General features: G+C 72.5%; 14 protein-coding genes. 8 read left to right on the plus strand and 6 right to left on the minus strand.

What is annotated here, in order from left to right; translation table 11 throughout:
• Positions 1-13: 13 nt before the first annotated feature.
• The 4 genes from scy to IF655_RS24675 all read left to right on the plus strand — a co-directional run bounded on the left by scy (position 14) and on the right by IF655_RS24675 (position 7,374).
• The gene (scy, locus tag IF655_RS24660) at positions 14-3,859 is read left to right on the plus strand and encodes a polarized growth protein Scy (protein ID WP_199587302.1); all 3,846 of its coding nucleotides are present in this window, start codon (positions 14-16) and stop codon (positions 3,857-3,859) included.
• A gap of 183 nt (positions 3,860-4,042) precedes the next feature.
• Positions 4,043-4,978, plus strand: coding sequence for a cellulose-binding protein (locus tag IF655_RS24665; protein WP_199587303.1), 936 nt, complete (start codon positions 4,043-4,045; stop codon positions 4,976-4,978).
• Between the two features lie 255 nt (positions 4,979-5,233).
• On the plus strand, positions 5,234-6,514 hold the full coding sequence (locus IF655_RS24670; RefSeq protein ID WP_199587304.1) for an ABC transporter ATP-binding protein: 1,281 nt from the start codon (positions 5,234-5,236) through the stop codon (positions 6,512-6,514).
• Positions 6,511-7,374: an ABC transporter permease gene (locus tag IF655_RS24675; protein WP_199587305.1), complete on the plus strand. Its 864-nt coding sequence runs from the start codon at positions 6,511-6,513 to the stop codon at positions 7,372-7,374. Before IF655_RS24670 ends, IF655_RS24675 begins: the two co-directional genes overlap by 4 nt.
• 34 nt (positions 7,375-7,408) lie before the next feature.
• Here the strand turns inward: IF655_RS24675 and IF655_RS24680 are convergent, their stop codons facing one another.
• The gene (locus IF655_RS24680) at positions 7,409-7,741 is read right to left on the minus strand and encodes an ATP/GTP-binding protein (protein ID WP_199587306.1); all 333 of its coding nucleotides are present in this window, start codon (positions 7,739-7,741) and stop codon (positions 7,409-7,411) included.
• Positions 7,742-7,985: 244 nt separating this feature from the next.
• On the opposite strand from IF655_RS24680, the gene IF655_RS24685 reads away from it, so the two are divergent.
• Positions 7,986-9,014, plus strand: a complete 1,029-nt coding sequence (locus IF655_RS24685; RefSeq protein ID WP_199587307.1) for an LLM class flavin-dependent oxidoreductase — start codon at positions 7,986-7,988, stop codon at positions 9,012-9,014.
• A gap of 87 nt (positions 9,015-9,101) precedes the next feature.
• Here IF655_RS24685 and IF655_RS24690 read toward each other — a convergent pair whose 3' ends face one another.
• On the minus strand, positions 9,102-9,494 hold the full coding sequence (locus IF655_RS24690; protein WP_199587308.1) for an SCO5389 family protein: 393 nt from the start codon (positions 9,492-9,494) through the stop codon (positions 9,102-9,104).
• 297 nt (positions 9,495-9,791) lie between these two features.
• On the opposite strand from IF655_RS24690, the gene nucS reads away from it, so the two are divergent.
• Entirely contained in the window at positions 9,792-10,463 is a 672-nt protein-coding gene (nucS, locus tag IF655_RS24695; protein ID WP_199587309.1) for an endonuclease NucS, read from the plus strand.
• 30 nt (positions 10,464-10,493) lie between these two features.
• Here nucS and IF655_RS24700 read toward each other — a convergent pair whose 3' ends face one another.
• The 4 genes from IF655_RS24700 to IF655_RS24715 all read right to left on the minus strand — a co-directional run bounded on the left by IF655_RS24700 (position 10,494) and on the right by IF655_RS24715 (position 15,519).
• Positions 10,494-12,974, minus strand: coding sequence for an ATP-binding protein (locus IF655_RS24700; RefSeq protein ID WP_199587310.1), 2,481 nt, complete (start codon positions 12,972-12,974; stop codon positions 10,494-10,496).
• A gap of 337 nt (positions 12,975-13,311) precedes the next feature.
• Positions 13,312-13,635, minus strand: coding sequence for an STAS domain-containing protein (locus tag IF655_RS24705; protein WP_199587311.1), 324 nt, complete (start codon positions 13,633-13,635; stop codon positions 13,312-13,314).
• Between the two features lie 210 nt (positions 13,636-13,845).
• Positions 13,846-14,694 carry a 3-hydroxyacyl-CoA dehydrogenase family protein gene (locus IF655_RS24710; RefSeq protein ID WP_199587312.1) on the minus strand — a complete coding sequence of 283 codons (849 nt, stop codon included), beginning with the start codon at positions 14,692-14,694 and terminating at the stop codon, positions 13,846-13,848.
• Positions 14,695-14,877: 183 nt separating this feature from the next.
• Entirely contained in the window at positions 14,878-15,519 is a 642-nt protein-coding gene (locus IF655_RS24715; protein WP_199587313.1) for a TetR/AcrR family transcriptional regulator, read from the minus strand.
• Positions 15,520-15,609: 90 nt separating this feature from the next.
• Here IF655_RS24715 and IF655_RS24720 point away from each other — a divergent pair, with 90 nt between their 5' ends.
• On the plus strand, positions 15,610-16,395 hold the full coding sequence (locus IF655_RS24720; RefSeq protein WP_199587314.1) for an ABC transporter ATP-binding protein: 786 nt from the start codon (positions 15,610-15,612) through the stop codon (positions 16,393-16,395).
• A 14-nt stretch (positions 16,396-16,409) separates the two neighbouring features.
• Complete coding sequence (locus tag IF655_RS24725) at positions 16,410-17,159, plus strand: ABC transporter permease (protein WP_199587315.1); 750 nt, start codon at positions 16,410-16,412, stop codon at positions 17,157-17,159.
• Positions 17,160-17,164: the final 5 nt, after the last annotated feature.

The following is a 17,164-nucleotide window of genomic DNA, read 5'->3' on the forward strand; positions in this document are numbered from 1 at the left end:
ATGGGACCGCGCAGTGCGGGGCTACGAGAGCCAGGAGCGAGAGCCGGCGGCTGACGTCGACCACCTCTCTCGGTTCGAGGCCGAGATGAAGCGGCTGAAGACCGAGCGGGAAAAGGCGATCCAGCACGCCGAGGACCTCGGCTACCAGGTCGAGGTGCTGCGCGCCAAGCTGCACGAGGCGCGCCGCACTCTGATGACCAGGCCCGCCTACGACGGCGGTGACATCGGCTATCAGGCCGAGCAGTTGCTGCGCAACGCCCAGGTGCAGGCCGAGCAGTTGCGGCAGGACGCGGAGCGGGAGCTGAGTCAGGCCCGCGCGCAGACCCAGCGCATCCTGCAGGAGCACGCCGAGCAGGCGGCCCGGCTCCAGGCGGAGCTGCACCAGGAGGCGGTCACCCGTCGCCAGCAGCTCGACCAGGAGCTGGCGGAGCGTCGGCAGACCGTCGAGTCGCACGTCAACGAGAACGTGGCGTGGGCGGAGCAGTTGCGCGCCCGGACCGAGCAGCAGGCACGCAGGCTGCTGGACGAGTCGCGCGCCGAGGCGGAGCAGGCGATGGCCGCCGCCCGCGCGGAGGCCGAGCGGCTGACGCGCGAGGCCCGCGACCGGCTGCGCACCGACGCCGAGGCGGCCAGGTCCGAGGCGGAGCAGATCCTGCGCCGCGCCCGCACGGACGCCGAGCGGCTGCTGAACGCCGCCTCCGCGCAGGCCCAGGAGGCCACCGACCACGCCGAGCAGGTGCGCTCGTCCACGGTGAGCGAGTCGGACGCCGCGCGCCGCCAGGCCGCCGAGCTGAGCCGGACCGCCGAGGAGCGGATGGCGGAGGCCGAGCGGGCGCTGCGCAGCGCGCGTTCGGAGGCCGACAAGCTGGTCGCGGAGGCCGAGGAACGCGCCGCGAAGGCGATCTCCAGCGCCGAGGCGGCCAACGAGACGCGTACGCGCACCGCCAAGGAGCAGGTCGCCCGGCTGGTCGGCGAGGCCACCAAGGAGGCGGAGACCACCAAGGCCGACGCCGAGCAGCTCGTCGCCGACGCCCGCGCCGAGGCGGAGAAGATCCTGGCGGAAGCCGGGGAGAAGGCGCGCAGCGCGACCGCCGAGGAGACGGCGAGTCAGCTCTCCAAGGCCGCCCGGACCGCCGAGGACGTCCTCAACAAGGCGTCGGAGGACGCCCGTCGGACCACGAAGGCCGCCACCGAGGAGGCCGAGCGCATCCGCTCGGAGGCCGAGGCGGAGGCGGACCGGCTGCGCGCCGAGGCGCACGACCTGGCCGAGCAGCTCAAGGGCGCGGCCAAGGACGACACCAAGGAGTACCGGGCCAAGACGGTCGAGCTGCAGGAGGAGGCCCGGCGCCTGCGCGGCGAGGCCGAGCAACTCCGCGCCGACGCGGTCGAAGAGGGCGAGTCCATCCGCGCCGAGGCACGCCGCGAGGCGGTCGCGCAGATCGAGGAGGCGGCCAAGTCCGCCGAGGAACTCCTCTCCAAGGCCAAGGCGGACGCCGACGAGCTGCGCAAGACGGCCACCACGGACAGCGAGAAGGTCCGCACCGAGGCCATCGAGCGCGCCACCGCGCTGCGCCGTCAGGCCGAGGAGACGCTGGAGCGCACCCGCAAGGAGGCCGAGCGGCTCAAGGCCGAGGCCGAGGAGCGGGCGGAGTCCGTCAAGGAGGACGCCGAGCGGGACGCGCGCGAGCTGCGCGAGGAGGCCGAGCGGGCGGCCGAGGCGCGCCGCGAGGAGGCAGCCGCCGAGCTGACGCGGCTCCAGACGGAGGCGCAGGACCGCCTGGAGTCGGCGGAGCAGGCGCTGACGGAGGCGCGCGAGGAGGCGTCCCGTATCCGCCGGGAGGCGGGCGAGGAGGCCGAGCGGCTGCGGTCGGAGGCAGCCGAGCGCATCCGTACGCTCCAGCAGCAGGCGGAGGCCGAGGCGGAGCGGCTGCGCGACGAGGCGGCGGCGGACGCGTCCGCCTCGCGCGCCGAGGGCGAGTCCGTGGCCGTACGGCTGCGCTCCGAGGCAGCGGCGGAGGCCGAGCGGCTCAAGGTCGAGGCGCAGGACACCGCGGACCGGGTGCGCGCGGAGGCGCAGGCAGCCGCGGAGCGGCTGGCGACCGAGGCGTCCGAGACGCTGGCCGCCGCCCAGGAGGAGGCCGTGCGCCGCCGCCGGGAGGCGGAGGAACTGCTCGGCTCGGCCCGCGAGGAGGCGGACCAGGAGCGCGAGCGGGCCCGCGAGCAGAGCGAGGAGCTGCTGGCCTCGGCGCGCAAGCGCGTGGAGGAGGCGCAGACCGAGGCGACCCGGCTGGTCGAGGAGGCGGACCGGCGCGCCACCGAGATGGTGTCCGCCGCCGAGCAGCACGCCCAGCAGGTGCGCGAGTCGGTCTCCGGGCTGCACGAGCAGGCGCAGGAGGAGATCACCGGGCTGCGCTCGGCCGCCGAGCACGCGGCGGAGCGTACGCGCCGGGAGGCGGAGGAGGAGGCGGACCGCGTCCGCACCGACGCCTACGCCGAGCGCGAGCGCGCGGGCGAGGACGCGGCGCGGCTGCGCCGGGAGGCGAACGAGGAGGCCGAGGAGGCCAAGTCGCTCGCGGAGCGCACGGTCGCGGAGGCGATCGCGGAGTCCGAGCGGCTGCGCACGGAGTCCTCGGAGTACGCCCAGCGGGTGCGCACCGAGGCGTCGGACGCGCTGGCCGAGGCGGACCAGGCGGCTTCGCGCACCCGGGCGGACGCCCGGGAGGACGCCAACCGCATCCGCTCGGACGCGGCGACGCAGGCGGACACCCTCATCACCGAGGCGGCTTCGGAGGCGGAGCGGCTCCAGAGCGAGACGGCAGCCGAGGCGGAGCGGGTGCGCGCGGAGGCGGTCGCGGGCGCGGAGCGGCTGATCGCGGACGCCACCGACGACGCGGAGCGGCTGCGTGCCGAGGCCGCCGAGACGGTGGGTACGGCGCAGCGGCACGCGGAGCGGATGCGCGCGGAGGCCGAACGGGTGCGCACCGAGGCGGAGTCGGAGGCCGAGCGGCTGGTCGGCTCGGCGCGCGAGGAGTCCGAGCGGACGCTGGACGAGGCGCGCCAGGAAGCCAACAAGCGGCGTTCGGAGGCGGCCGAGCAGGTCGACACGCTCATCACGGAGACGGCTGCCGAGGCGGACAAGCTGCTCGCCGAGGCACGTCAGCAGGCGCAGCAGACCACCGCGGACGCGGAGGCGCAGGCCGACACGATGGTGGGCGCGGCTCGCACCGAGGCGGAGCGGATCGTCTCCGAGGCGACGGTCGAGGGCAACTCCCGGGTGGAGAAGTCCCGTACGGACGCCGACGAGTTGCTGGTCGGGGCGCGCCGGGACGCGACCGCGATCCGGGAGCGCGCCGAGGAGCTGCGCGACCGCATCACCACGGAGATCGAGGAGCTGCACGAGCGGGCCCGCCGTGAGGCTGCCGAGACGATGAAGTCGACCGGCGACCGCTGCGACCACCTCATCAAGCAGGCCGAGGAGCAGTTGGCCAAGGCGCAGACGAAGGCCAAGGAGCTGGTGTCGGAGGCCAGTTCGGAGGCGAGCAAGGTGCGCATCGCCGCGGTCAAGAAGGCGGAGGGGCTGCTCAAGGAGGCCGAGCAGAAGAAGGCGAAGCTGGTCAAGGAGGCCGAGGAGCTGAAGGCCGAGGCGATCCGCGAGGCGCGTCAGACGGTCGAAGAGGGCAAGCGCGAGCTGGAGTTGCTGGTGCGTCGGCGCGAGGACATCAACACGGAGATCTCGCGGGTCCAGGACGTCCTGGAGGCGCTGGAGTCCTTCGAGGGTCCGGGCGGCAAGGACGCCGGTGTCAAGGCGGGCGCGACGGTGGGGGCACCCCGATCGGGTGGCAAATCCCAGGAGAACTAGCGGCCGGAGCGCTGTGCCGGGTGGGGCGGGGTGTGCTGCCGGGTCTTTGGCAAGTTGTCAGGGGTCCGGCCACCCGAAAGAGGTGTCATTCTATTGATCAAACACGTATCCGCTCGATGACACACCGCTTCGGCGCCTAGGATTCCACCTATCACCTCACCGGTCTCATTCGACAGGAACCCCATGAGCGACACTTCCCCCTACGGCTTCGAGCTTGTGCGGCGTGGATACGACCGCGCTCAGGTGGACGAACGCATCTCCAAGCTCGTCTCCGACCGTGACAGCGCGCTCTCCCGGATCACCGCTCTGGAGAAGCGCATCGAGGAGCTCCACCTCGAGACGCAGAACGCCCAGGCCCAGATCACCGACGCCGAGCCGTCGTACGCGGGTCTCGGCGCGCGGGTCGAGAAGATCCTTCGGCTCGCCGAGGAAGAGGCGAAGGACCTGCGCGAGGAGGCAAGGCGCGCGGCCGAACAGCACCGCGAGCTGGCCGAGTCGGCCGCCCAGCAGGTGCGTAACGACGCCGAGTCCTTCGCCGCCGAGCGCAAGGCGAAGGCGGAGGACGAGGGCGTCCGGATCGTCGAGAAGGCGAAGGGCGACGCGGCCCAGCTCCGTTCCGACGCGCAGAAGGACGCCCAGTCCAAGCGCGAGGAGGCGGACGCCCTCTTCGAGGAGACCCGCGCCAAGGCAGCGCAGGCCGCCGCCGACTTCGAGACGAACCTCGCCAAGCGCCGCGAGCAGTCCGAGCGCGACCTGGCCTCCCGTCAGCAGAAGGCGGAGAAGCGGCTGGCCGAGATCGAGCACCGCGCCGAGCAGCTCCGTCTGGAGGCGGAGAAGCTGCGCACCGACGCCGACCGCCGCGCCCGTCAGACGGTGGAGACGGCGCAGCGCCAGGCCGAGGACATCGTGGCGGACGCCAACGCCAAGGCTGACCGCATCCGTTCGGAGTCCGAGCGCGAGCTGGCCGCCCTGACCAACCGCCGCGACAGCATCAACGCGCAGCTGACCAACGTCCGCGAGATGCTGGCGACGCTGACCGGTGCCGCGGTGGCCGCCGCCGGCGCTCCGGTGGAGGACGAGCCGGTCTCGCGCGGCGTCCCGGCGCAGCAGACGCGCTAGTACCCGCGCGGCAGCCGTTTCGTACGGTCGCCAGGACCGGGCGGAGCCCCCTTCCGTTGCAGTCGGCAGGGGGCTTCGCCCGGTCCTGGCATGATCGCCACGGTGTCCGGTCGCGCCTCCCGGACCCTTTCGGACACGCCGGGTGAAGCTCTGGCTTTACTTTCTCTTGAGCGGAACCGTCAGCGCCCGGATATCCTCCTAACCCTTACGGGGGCGTGCGCCCCGCTGTCCTGAACCTTCCGATGGGTGCGGAGCATGATCGAGGCGGCTGGCCTGACCAAGCGCTACGGTGACAAGACCGCGGTGCACAACCTCTCCTTCCAGGTGCGTCCGGGCGCGGTGACCGGCTTCCTCGGGCCCAACGGCTCGGGCAAGTCCACGACCATGCGGATGATCCTCGGACTGGACAACCCCACCGCCGGGACGGTGACCATCGGCGGCTATCCCTACGGCAAGCTGCCCAACGCCCCCCGCCAGGTCGGCGCGCTCCTGGACGCCAAGGCGGTGCACGGCGGCCGCTCGGCCCGCCAGCATCTGCTGAGCCTGGCCCAGTTGTCCGGCATCCCGGCCCGCCGGGTGGACGAGGTCCTCGGGGTCGTCGGTCTCCAGGACGTGGCGAAGCGGCGTTCCAAGGGCTTCTCGCTCGGCATGGGCCAGCGGCTCGGCATCGCGGCGGCGCTGCTCGGCGACCCGCAGGTACTGCTCTTCGACGAGCCGGTCAACGGTCTCGACCCCGAGGGCATCCTCTGGGTCCGCAATCTGATGAAGGCGCTCGCCGCCGAGGGCCGTACGGTCTTCGTCTCCTCGCATCTGATGAGCGAGATGGCGCTGACCGCCGACCACCTCATCGTGATCGGGCGCGGCCAGTTGATGGCCGACATGAGCGTGACGGAGTTCATCTCCGCCAACTCCGCCGACTTCGCGCGGGTACGCACCCCCGAGACCGAGCCGCAGCAGCGCGAGAAGCTGACGGCCGCGCTCACCGAGGCGGGCGGTCATGTGCTGCCCGAGCCGGACGGCGCGCTGCGGGTGACCGGGCTTCCGCTGCCCCGCATCAGCGACCTCGCGCACGGCGCGGACGTACGGCTGTGGGAGCTGTCCCCGCACCAGGCGTCGCTGGAGGAGGCGTACATGCGGATGACGCAGGGCGTGGTCGACTACCGCTCGACCGCCGACCAGCGCTCGGGGCTCCAGCAGCCGCTGCCGCCGGGCGTCCAGCCCCCCATGCCGGTGCCGGGCCAGGGCCAGCCGGGCTGGTACGCCCCGCCGCCGCCCCAGCCGGGCACGCCGTACGCCCCGCAGACCCCGGCTCCGGGCCCGTACGGCGGCGGGTACGGCGCGGTGGGCGCCGGAGCCCCGAACCCGTACGCGGCGCCCGCACAGGCGCCTCAGCCGCAGCCGGCGCCCGCCGCCGCTCCCCCGGCGCCGCAGCAGGCTCCGCGGCCCGCCCCGGCGACCGCGCCCGCGCCGTCCGCCGGGAGCGCCGACCAGGGCGCCGCATCCGCCGAACCGACCCAGCCCGAGGACGCCCGATGAGCACGCACCAGCCCCCGCTGCCCCAGGCACCCGCGGCCGCCGTGAGCGGCGGTCCGTACCCCGGCTACAGCTCGCCCATCCCGGTCGTGCGCACCCACCTCGGGCACGCGCTGGCCTCGGAGTGGACGAAGATCAAATCGGTGCGGTCGACGGTGTGGACGCTCGGCGTGTTCGCGCTGCTCGTGTTCGGCATCGGTCTGATGGTCGCGCTCGCGGTGCGCGGCACCGACGCCGAGCTGTCCGGCGCGACCGCGCTCGCCATGGGCTTCTTCGGGCTGCTGCTCGGCATGGTCTGCGTGATCACGCTCGGCGTGCTGACCACCGCCTCGGAGTACGGCACGGGCATGATCCGTACGACGATGACGGCGTGCCCGACCCGGGGCCGGGTCCTCGCCGCGAAGTCGATCGTGTTCTTCGTCCTCGCGTTCGTGGTGACGCTGGTGACCGTGACGGTGACGGGTCTGGTGCAGACCTCGCTCCTGGAGAACCAGGGCGTGGACTCGCCGACCGCCCAGGACTGGCTGAAGGCGACGGTCGGCATCAGCCTCTTCATCGCGCTGATCGGGCTGATCTCGCTGCTGGTCGGCTCCATGATCCGGCACTCGGCGGGCGCCATCACCCTCATGATCGGCGCGGTGCTCGCCCCGCTGGTGATCGCCCTGTTCATGAACACGTCCTCGCTGGAGAAGGTCCAGGAGGTGCTGCTGGAGTACTCGATCCCGAGCCAGATGGGCGTCTTCTACGACAACACCCTCAGCCACTCCGGACCCTCGGGCTGGGAGCCGCTGTGGATCATGCTGGGCGTGACGGCGGCGGCGTACGCGGCGGCGTACGCGCTGCTGCGGACCCGGGACGTCTAGCCCGCGCCCCTCGGACGGAGAGGTCCGCGCCGGGTCAGAACCTCGGCGCGCCACCGGGCCGCCGCACCCTCGTGGTGCGGCGGTCCTTCGCGTTCCAGCACGCCTTGTGCCAGTGTCTGCGGTCGTCGACGCCCGCGTGCTGGGGCCAGGCGACCACGTGCGGGACGCCGGAGGGGATCAACTGGTCGCAGCCGGGGCAGCGGTAGGTCTTGCCCTGGGCGCTCGCCCCCGCGACATGGCGCACGCTCCAGTCCTCGCCCTGCCAGCTCTCGCTGGACTGCCAGCCGCCGTACCGGCCGGCTCCGTCGTCCTCGGCGCTGCGGCCGGACTCACCGGCTGCCTTCGGTCGGTTGCGACGCGGGGACACGGGACACCTCTCGGGGCTATACAGGAAGCACGGGTCGCGTCCAGCCTACGCGGCACCCCCGCGGGCACGCGGGAAAGAACCAACCCGCACAAGTCCCCTTCAGGGGCGATCCATTCCAGCAGAGAACCGACCATTCTGCAGACAATCCGCAAATCCCCCTGCCGAGCCGTGTCCTGGGCACGTGTCATGTGGTTATGCCGAGAGCGGGGGAGCTCCGGTCGGAGCCGAGAAAGCGGGAAGTGCGATGCGTGTAGGAAGTTTTGTCCTGGCGGCCCAGTTCCCGGGCCAGGGACCCGGAGAGGCACTCCACCGGGCGGTCCGCTCGGCGGAGGTGGCCGACGAGGCCGGTCTGGACACCGTGTGGCTGGCCGAGCACCACTTCGTGCCGTACGGGACCTGCCCGTCGGCGATCACCCTGGCCGCCCTGCTGCTCGGGCGCACCCGCCGGGTCCGGGTCGGTACGGCCGTCAGCGTCCTGCCCACCGCCCACCCGGTCGCCGTCGGCGAGCAGGCGGCGCTGCTGCACGTGACCAGCGGCGGGCGCTTCACCCTCGGCGTCGGACGCGGCGGTCCCTGGGTCGACCTGGAGGTGTTCGGCACCGGTCTCGGGGCGTACGAGCGCGGCTTCCCGGAGTCCCTCGACCTGCTGCTGCGCTGGCTGCGGGAGTCCTCGGTGGGAGCCGACGGCGAGCGGTACCGGTTCCGCGAGGTGCCCGTCGTACCGCGCCCCTCGGAGTCGCTGACCGAGGTACCGGGACCCGAGGTGGTCGTCGCGTGCACCTCGCCCGCGAGCGTGCGGCTGGCCGCCGAGCGGGGGCTGCCGATGCTGCTCGGGATGCACATCGGGGACGAGGAGAAGGCGGAGATGGTCGCGCTGTGGCGACGGCACGCGCGGGCGGCGGGGCGCTCCGGCGAGGAGATCACCGGAGCCGAGCACGTCTCGGCCGGGGTCTGCCAGCTCGCGGACCGGCGCACGGACGCGGTGGAGACGCTGCTGAAGGCGATGCCGGGCTGGCTGAAACAGGGCCTCGACGCGCATGTGACCGTCGACAACCGTCCCCGCGCGATGCGTGATCCGCACGCCTACACCGAGCTGCTGTGCGGGCTGCACCCGGTGGGCACGCCCCGGCTCGCCGCCGACCGGCTCGCGGCGACGGCCGAGCGCACCGGCATCTCCCGGTTCGCCCTGCTCACCGAGGGGTCCGGCGATCTGGACGCGACGGAGGAGAACCTGCGGCGCCTGGGCGCCGAGGTACTGCCCCAACTGCGCTGACCGCCCCGCGGTACTGGTGGCCGGGGTGCCTGCCGCTCCGGCGCCGCGCGGGCTGCGCGGGACCGGAGCGGCAGGCCGGCCGGGCCGTCAGCAGTCCCGGAGTTCCGGCGACTGATTGAGCAACTGGCTGCGCACCGAGGTGAACCGGGCCAGCGTCTCGTCGGCCGAGGGGTCGAGCGGGAACACCGCCACCCGGTGGCAGTTCTGGAAGGCGAGCCGCACTCCGAAGTGCCGCTGCAACGCGCCGCGCATGGCGTCGCTCGCGAGCACACGCAGCAGCTCACCACGCGCGTGCTCGTCCGGCGGGGGCGTCTGGTTGTCGGCGAAGGGTCCGCCGTCCACCTTCAGCCGGGCCACCAGGGTGCTGATCATCTCCCATGCGAAAGGCAGGGAGGTCCGGACGCAGTCGACGAATTCTGCATCGTCGACCTCGCCTCGCTCGGCCTTTTCGAGTAGGGCCGGTGAGACGTCGAGCGACATGGGTTCTCCTCTCGCACCCCCGAGGGACAGGGGTTGCCGGACAGATGTGGGAGTGCGCGACATCCGGACGATCGGTGCACCCACCGCGCCCCCCGATTCCTACGGTAGGCAACCGTCGGTGACCACACCAGCAGAATGCGTATATGGAACGGTCGCACTGCGGTCACAATCGGCCAGGGATGAACAAGAGTTTCCAGGGACAAATAGGGTGACCCACTGGACGGTTGAGGCGGGCGGTACGGAACGGGCTCCGGGCGAATCGCGTGCACCGGGGCGCGTCGAGTAGCGTTGCCGACCATGCGTCTCGTCATTGCCCGGTGCTCGGTCGACTACGCCGGCCGGCTCACCGCCCACCTGCCCTCGGCTCCCCGCCTGATCCTGGTCAAGGCGGACGGCAGCGTCTCCATCCACGCGGACGACCGGGCCTACAAGCCCCTCAACTGGATGTCGCCGCCCTGCACCCTGAAGGAGGGCGCGGGGGACGACAGCGGGGTGTGGACCGTCATCAACAAGGCGGGCGAAAAACTGATCATCACAATGGAGGAGATCCTGCACGACTCCTCCCACGAACTCGGGGTGGACCCCGGTCTGATCAAGGACGGCGTGGAAGCACACCTCCAGGAGCTGCTCGCGGACCGCATCGAGACGCTCGGCGAGGGCTACACGCTCATCCGCCGCGAGTACATGACCGCGATCGGCCCGGTGGACATCCTGTGCCGGGACGCCGACGGCGGCACCGTCGCGGTCGAGATCAAGCGGCGCGGCGAGATCGACGGCGTGGAGCAGCTCACCCGCTATCTGGAGCTGCTCAACCGCGACCCGCATCTCGCCCCGGTGCGCGGTGTCTTCGCCGCCCAGGAGATCAAGCCCCAGGCCCGCGTGCTCGCCACGGACCGGGGCATCAACTGCCAGATCCTCGACTACGACGCGATGCGCGGCATCGAGGACGACAAGCTGCGGCTGTTCTGACCCGCCCGGGGTTCCGGGCGGGCGCCCCGGTCAGATGACCTCGCCGGGGCCGCTGCTCGACGGATCGGCTGACCGCTCGACGGGCGAGGCGCTCGCCGAGGCGGGACCGCTGGCGGAGGTCGAGGTCTCCGGGTCGGAGCCGGTCTCCGTCGAGGTCGGTGACGCGGGCGTGGACGGCGGGGTCGAGACCGGCGTCGACGGAGTCGTGGGCTTGGTCGAAGTCGGCTTCGAGGACGGCTTCGTCGTCGTCCGGCTCGGCTTCGGATCGGGCTTCTCCGAGTGCTTGCCCCCGCCCGTCCCCTTCGTCTCCCCCGGGTCGGCGGACGCCGTGGTCGCCGGGGCGGACGGGGTCGGGTCGTCGGCGGTGCCGAGGGTGCCGTCGGGACCCGGGTCGGTGGGGCGGGCGCTCGGGGCGGACTTGTGGCGTGCCTTGGCGTCGTCCTTCTTCGGCACCGCGCCCAGGTTCCCGTCGTCCAGTCCCTGCGTCGCGGACGGGTCGATCTCCACGCTGCCCGCCGGATCGCGGTCGGCGTTCTGCTGCGAGGTCATGCCGAGCGTGACGACCGTGCCGAGCACGGCGACGAGCAGCGCGCCGGACCCGGCGGCCACCAGATTGCGCCGGGCCACACCGCGGAACCCGCTCTTGCCCTGCTCCGCCGCCGGGCTCATCGTGACCGTGCCCGCGCCGGAGGAGCCGTAGAGCGTGACGGGCACCGGCAGGGTCTGGTCGGCGCGGGTCTCGGACGCCTCGGCGGCCGTCAGCGCGGCGAGCGCGGGCAGGTCGCCCGCGCGGTCGGCGACCAGCGCGAGCGCGCGGCGCCCCGCGACGGTGCCCCGCTTGTCCGCGAGCGCGGCCCGCAGCCCCTGGGAGGTCTCCAGTTCGCCGCGCGCCCGGTCCAACTGGCCCTCGCACAGCGCGAGTACGCCCAACTCATGGTGGAAGTAAGCCTGTTCGGCGGTGTCTCCGGCGAGCCTGGCGGCTTCGGTGCCCACCCGCAGGGTGCGCTGCCAGGCGTTCCAGTGGAGTCCGGCGGCGAAGGCGGCGCAGGCGGCGTGGGCGAGCCGTACCGCGCAGTTCTCCTGAGCGTCCTCCTCGCCGCCCTCGCCCTCGGGGCGCCGGCGTACGGCGGGGGCGAGCAGGGCGAGTGCGGCGAGCACCGCGTCGGCTTCGGCGCACACCCGCTCGGGGGCGACCGAGGGGTGACCGGCCCACCAGGCGTAGTGCCGGGCGGCGGTGAGGGCGCGTTCGGCGGCGTCGTCGCCGTATCCGGCGGCCTCCAACTGGGTGCGGATGCTGGTCGCGAGCCGGTAGCGGGCACCGGCGCGGGAGACCAGACCGCAGGCGGACAGCTCGGCGAGCGCGGCGTCGGCGTGGGTGTCGCCCACCAGCGCGGGCAGATGCGCCTGGTGGGGCACCTCGCCCTCCAGCGCGACGGCGAAGCGGAGCGTGGCGCGGGCGGAGGCGCTGAGCCGGGAGGCGAGCAGCGGGGCGGGGGCGGCGGCTTCGCCGAGGGAGGGCAGCGGGACCTCCTCGGCCTCGTCCTCCTCGACCGGCACCTCGAACACCGCCTCGGCGGGGTGCCGTACGTCCTGGAAGACGCCGTACTCGTCCACCACCCCGGCGCCCGCGCGCAGTTGCTCGCGCTGCCGGAGCAGGGCGCCCGCCTGGACGAAGCGGAGGGGCAGTCCCTCGGACTCGAACCACAGGTCGCCCGCCCAGTTCGCCTCCTCCTCGGTGAGGGCGCGGCCGAGCGTGCGCTCCAGGATCGCCACGCTGGCGGCGCGGTCCAGACCGGGGAGTTCGACCTCCTCGACCTCCAGCTCTGCGGCGGGGGCGGGGATGTCGGGGGTGGCGCCGAGCAGGAAGGCGCACTCGGGGGTGGAGTCGAGGAGGTCGGCGAGGGAGGCGCCGCCGAACTCGAGGTCGTCCACGACGACGACGGCGCCGATCTCCTTGACCAGCGCGCGCAGTTCGTCCGGTCCGGGGTGGCGGTTCGGGGCGTCGTAGACGGTGTGGAAGAGGTCGCGCAGGAGGTCGTCGGCGGTGCGGTGGGCGCCGGTGAGCCGGACGACGCCGTCGGGGGCGAGGTCGGTGCAGTCCTCGGCGACGAGGTCGAGCAGGGCGGTGCGCCCTGCTCCGGCGGGACCGGTCAGGCGCACGGAGCGCCCCCGGGTGAGCAACTGGACGAGGCTCTCGCGCAGCTCCTGACGGGAGAGCAGTTCGACCTCGTGCTCGTCGGCGCCGGGCGGCAGGGCGGCGTACTCGGCCTCGGCGCGCTCCTCGGCGCTGCGCCTGCGGGGCGTTCCGGTGCCCGGGGTGCCGGGCGGGACGGGCGCGATCTCGCTGCCGTCGACGGGGTTGACGGTCAGCAGGAAGTCACCGGCGACGACACGGGTCGTGCGGGCGAGGGCCGGGGCGCTCTGGACGAGGTCGGCGGTGAGGGAGTCGCGGGGCGGCCGGCGGCTCGGCGCCCGGTCGTGCTCCTCGGCTCCCGGAGTGATCGGGTCCATGGGTTCTCCCCAAAAGCGTCGTGTGCCCTGTCTCGGCCCCCACCGGCCTGCCGCACATCGCGCTGTCGCTTCTGGTCCGGTCCCGCTCGAAGGGATACGAGGCAGCGGGCGACCGAACCTTAAACCTTCGGACGGCATCCGCGACAGGGCGGGGTGCCGGGCGGTCCGAGAGATCACGGTCCGGTGAGGATTGCCCCCGACGTGCGGTTCGGCGCCCGTGTCCGGCCTTGCGGCTTCGCGGCACATCCCGTCACGACCGCTCCGCGTGACCGCCGTGCCTCCGCCGGGCGTCCGCCGTGAACCGGCGTGCGCGGGCAGGACCGTTACTGCCCGCCGGTCACACCCGGGGCAGCGACTCGACGCCGATGCCGCCCTCGATGGCGAGGATGCGGTGCAGCCGGGTGGCGACCAGCAGGCGCTGCATCTGCGCCGGTACGTCGCGCAGCACCAGGCGGCGTCCGCAGCGGCCGGCGCGCCGGTGGGCACCCATGATCACCCCGAGCCCGGTGGCGTCCCAGGAGTCCAGTTCGGACAGGTCGAGCACGAGATCGCCGATCCCGTGGTCGACGGCCGCGTGCAGGGCCGTACGGGCGTCCGCCGCGCTGCGGACGTCGAGGCGCCCCCCGACGACCAGCTCGGCGTGGTCGCCCCTGATGTACATATGCGCTCCCCGTTGAGTGCGAGTGGCGTACTCCGTGTCGGTGCTGTGCACCGTCTGACTGTGTGAGGGGCAGAGCGGTTGCTCTTTGTAAGCGAACCGATACCGAATTCACCCCCGGGAGTGATACTCCGGGGGTGCCTGTCCGGATGTGTACGGATCGGTACGGGGTCGACACCGGTCGGTGCCGATCCGGTACCGCGTCGGTACGGATCAGTACGTGTAGAAGCCCTGCCCGCTCTTGCGGCCGATGTCACCGGCGTCCACCATCCGGCGCATCAGCTCCGGCGGGGCGAACTTCTCGTCCTGGCTCTCGGTGTAGATGTTGCCGGTGGCGTGCAGCAGGATGTCCACGCCGGTGAGGTCGGCGGTGGCCAGCGGACCCATGGCGTGTCCGAAGCCGAGCTTGCAGGCGAGGTCGATGTCCTCGGCGGTGGCGACGCCGGACTCGTAGAGCTTGGTGGCCTCGACCACGAGGGCGGAGATCAGGCGGGTGGTGACGAACCCGGCGACGTCGCGGTTGACGACGATGCAGGTCTTGCCGACCGACTCGGCGAACTCCCGCGCGGCGGCGAGGGTTTCGTCGCTGGTCTTGTAGCCCCGGACCAGTTCGACGAGCTGCATCATCGGCACCGGCGAGAAGAAGTGGACGCCGACGACGCGCTCGGGGTGCTCGGTGACGGCCGCGATCTTGGTGATCGGGATGGCGGAGGTGTTGGAGGCGAGCACGGTGCCGGGTCGCACGATCTTGTCGAGCGCGCGGAAGATCTCGTGCTTGATCTCCAGCTTCTCGAAGACCGCTTCGACCACGATGTCCGCGTCCGCCGCCGCGTCCAGGTCGGTGGTCGGGGTGATCCGCCCGAGGGCGGCGTCGGCGTCGGCCGCGTCCAGCTTGCCCTTGGCCACGAACTTGTCGTACGAGGCACGGATGCCGTCGGTCCCGCGCTTGAGTGCCTCGTCGGTGACGTCACGCAGAACGACGTCCCAGCCGGCCTGAGCGGCGACCTGGGCGATCCCGGACCCCATGAGCCCGGCTCCGATGACGGCGAGCTTCCCAGCCACTCCCACACCCCTTACGCGCTGTTTATGGTTCCTCTCGGCGGACATTAGCGCTCGGGCGCGGCCGTGAGGACCGTAAGTAACGCGTGTCACGGTCTCAGGGCGTGAGACACCCGTCACGTTCCGGTTCCGTCGCCGCGGGGCGTCAAATCCGTACGCTTTCGCACCCTTTGACGGCTGGTCGGGTCAGCGGGGCTGCCGGATCGCGTAGTTGAGGACCTTCTCGCTCAGCAGCTCCTCGATGTCGTCCAGGAGGACGAGCACTTCGCGGGAGACCGCGCCGGGTTCGCGCCCGGCGAGCATGGCGCGTCCGATGGCGGCGGAGACCGTCTGATGGACCCAGCAGATCTGTCCGGCGATCAGCTCGGGCCGGGGGTCGTCGCCGGTGGCGCCCGTCTCCTCGCGCAGGGCAGCGGCCAGGTGGTCCTGGATCTCCTGCTGCAGGGTCCAGAGCCGGGACCTGAGGGGCGGCGCCTCGTGGACGACGCGCATGAAGCGGTCGTAGCCCTTGGTCAGACCGACCCGGGGCGAGACCGCCTCGACCTCGCCGCGCAGCTCGCGCAGCACGGCGGACGCCGCGGACTCCCCCGTGTCGCGGCCGCGCACCCAGCGCGTGAGCCGGTCGACCAGACCACCGGCGCGGTCGAAGAAGAGGTCCTCCTTGGCGGGGAAGTAGTTGTAGACCGTGTTCACGGAGACGTCGGCCGCCTCGGCCACGTCCGCCATCGTCACCGCCATGAAGCCGCGCTCCAGGAACAGTCCGGTGGCGATGTCCGAGATCCGCTGTCTGGTCTCGCGCTTCTTCCGCTCCCTGAGCCCCTCTGCCATGCCGTCATCGTAGATCGGTCCCGCCCGAAATGGGCTCCCTGAAATTTTGGAGTCGTTGCAATTTTGGTGGCACTCTGTTTTTCTGTGGGCATGGCAGCAGTCATCAGCGCGGCCGGACTGGCCCGCACCTTCCGTACGAAGACAGGACCCGTGGAAGCCGTACGGTGCGTCGACCTCACCGTGCGCGAGGGCGAGATCCTCGGCTTCCTCGGACCCAACGGCGCGGGCAAGACCACCACCCTGCGCATGCTCACCACCCTTCTGAAGCCCACCGGCGGCGCGGCGACCGTCGCCGGGCACGACCTGGTGACCGACCCCGCCGGGGTGCGCCGGGTCTGCGGTTACGTCGCCCAGTCCGGCGGGGTCGACCCGCAGGTCGGCGTGCGCGAGGAACTCGTCACCCAGGGGCGGCTGTACCGGCTCTCCCGGTCCGAGGCGGTCGCCCGCGCCGGGGAACTCGCCCGCGAACTGGACCTCACCGACCTGCTCGACCGCAGGGTGGGCGCGCTCTCCGGCGGTCAGCGCCGCCGTCTGGACATCGCGATGGCGCTCACCCACCGCCCCAGGGTGCTGTTCCTGGACGAGCCGACGACCGGTCTCGACCCCGGCAGCCGCGCCGACCTGTGGGAGCTGATCCGGCAACTGCGCGACGAGCACGGCACGACCGTGTTCCTGACCACCCACTACCTCGACGAGGCGGACGCCCTCGCCGACCGCCTGGTGATCGTCGACCGGGGCGTGGTGGCCGCCGAGGGCACCCCGTCCGCGCTCAAGCTGGAGTACGGCGGCTCGCTCGACGCCACGCTCCAGGACACCTTCCTCGCCGTCACCGGCCGCGGTCCCGCCCCGGCCGACTCCTCCCCCGTCGCCGTCTAGGACCTGGACTCCCGATGCTTCTGCACGACACGGCCCTGATCTACGGCCGCTCTCTGCGCCAGTCCCTGCGCTCCCGGTTCGGGCTGGTCTTCGGGCTGCTGACGCCGCTGCTCTACCTCTTCTTCTTCGGCCCGCTGCTGACCGGTCTGCCGCTCGGCGGACAGGGCAGCTCCTGGCAGTTGCTCGTCCCCGGACTCCTGCTCCAACTCGCCATGTTCGGCGCCTCGTTCGCGGGCTTCGCGATCATCATGGAGAACGCGCAGGGGGTGGTGGAACGGCTGCGGGTGACCCCGGTCAGCCGTCTGGCGCTGCTGCTCGGCCGGGTGCTGCGGGACGCGACGGTCCTCGTCGTCCAGGCGGTGCTGCTGGTGCTGGCCGCGCTGGTGCTGGGGCTGCGAGCACCGCTGGCGGGCGTCCTGGCCGGTTTCGTCTTCGTGGCGCTGCTGACGGTGTCGCTGGCCTCGCTGTCGTACGCGCTGGCGATGAAGGCGCGCACCCCGCAGGAGTTCGCCCCGCTGATCAACGCCCTGACGATGCCGTCGATGCTGCTGTCCGGGCTCATGCTGCCGATGACGCTGGGTCCCCGGTGGCTGGACCTGCTCTCGCACCTCGTGCCGTTCCGCTATCTGGTGGACGCGGTGCGCGACGCCTACGTGGGCCGGTACGCGAGCGCGCACATGCTGTACGGCTCGCTCGTCGCCGTCGGATTCGCCGCGCTCGCCGTGGCGGTGGGCACACGGGTGTTCCGTACGGCCGGGGCGTAACTACG

It is taken from the genome of Streptomyces sp. DSM 110735 (assembly GCF_016482685.1).
Taxonomy (GTDB): Bacteria; Actinomycetota; Actinomycetes; order Streptomycetales; family Streptomycetaceae; genus Streptomyces.

Excerpts from the sequence above, each read along its gene's own strand:
- IF655_RS24715 (WP_199587313.1), bottom strand. The coding sequence starts at position 15,519 with ATGGCAGAGGGGCTCAGGGAGCGGAAGAAGCGCGAGACCAGACAGCGG.
- IF655_RS24670 (WP_199587304.1), top strand. The coding sequence starts at position 5,234 with ATGATCGAGGCGGCTGGCCTGACCAAGCGCTACGGTGACAAGACCGCG.
- IF655_RS24700 (WP_199587310.1), bottom strand. The coding sequence starts at position 12,974 with ATGGACCCGATCACTCCGGGAGCCGAGGAGCACGACCGGGCGCCGAGC.
- IF655_RS24690 (WP_199587308.1), bottom strand. The coding sequence starts at position 9,494 with ATGTCGCTCGACGTCTCACCGGCCCTACTCGAAAAGGCCGAGCGAGGC.
- nucS (WP_199587309.1), top strand. The coding sequence starts at position 9,792 with ATGCGTCTCGTCATTGCCCGGTGCTCGGTCGACTACGCCGGCCGGCTC.
- IF655_RS24705 (WP_199587311.1), bottom strand. The coding sequence starts at position 13,635 with ATGTACATCAGGGGCGACCACGCCGAGCTGGTCGTCGGGGGGCGCCTC.
- IF655_RS24685 (WP_199587307.1), top strand. The coding sequence starts at position 7,986 with ATGCGTGTAGGAAGTTTTGTCCTGGCGGCCCAGTTCCCGGGCCAGGGA.
- IF655_RS24725 (WP_199587315.1), top strand. The coding sequence starts at position 16,410 with ATGCTTCTGCACGACACGGCCCTGATCTACGGCCGCTCTCTGCGCCAG.
- IF655_RS24675 (WP_199587305.1), top strand. The coding sequence starts at position 6,511 with ATGAGCACGCACCAGCCCCCGCTGCCCCAGGCACCCGCGGCCGCCGTG.
- IF655_RS24665 (WP_199587303.1), top strand. The coding sequence starts at position 4,043 with ATGAGCGACACTTCCCCCTACGGCTTCGAGCTTGTGCGGCGTGGATAC.
- IF655_RS24720 (WP_199587314.1), top strand. The coding sequence starts at position 15,610 with ATGGCAGCAGTCATCAGCGCGGCCGGACTGGCCCGCACCTTCCGTACG.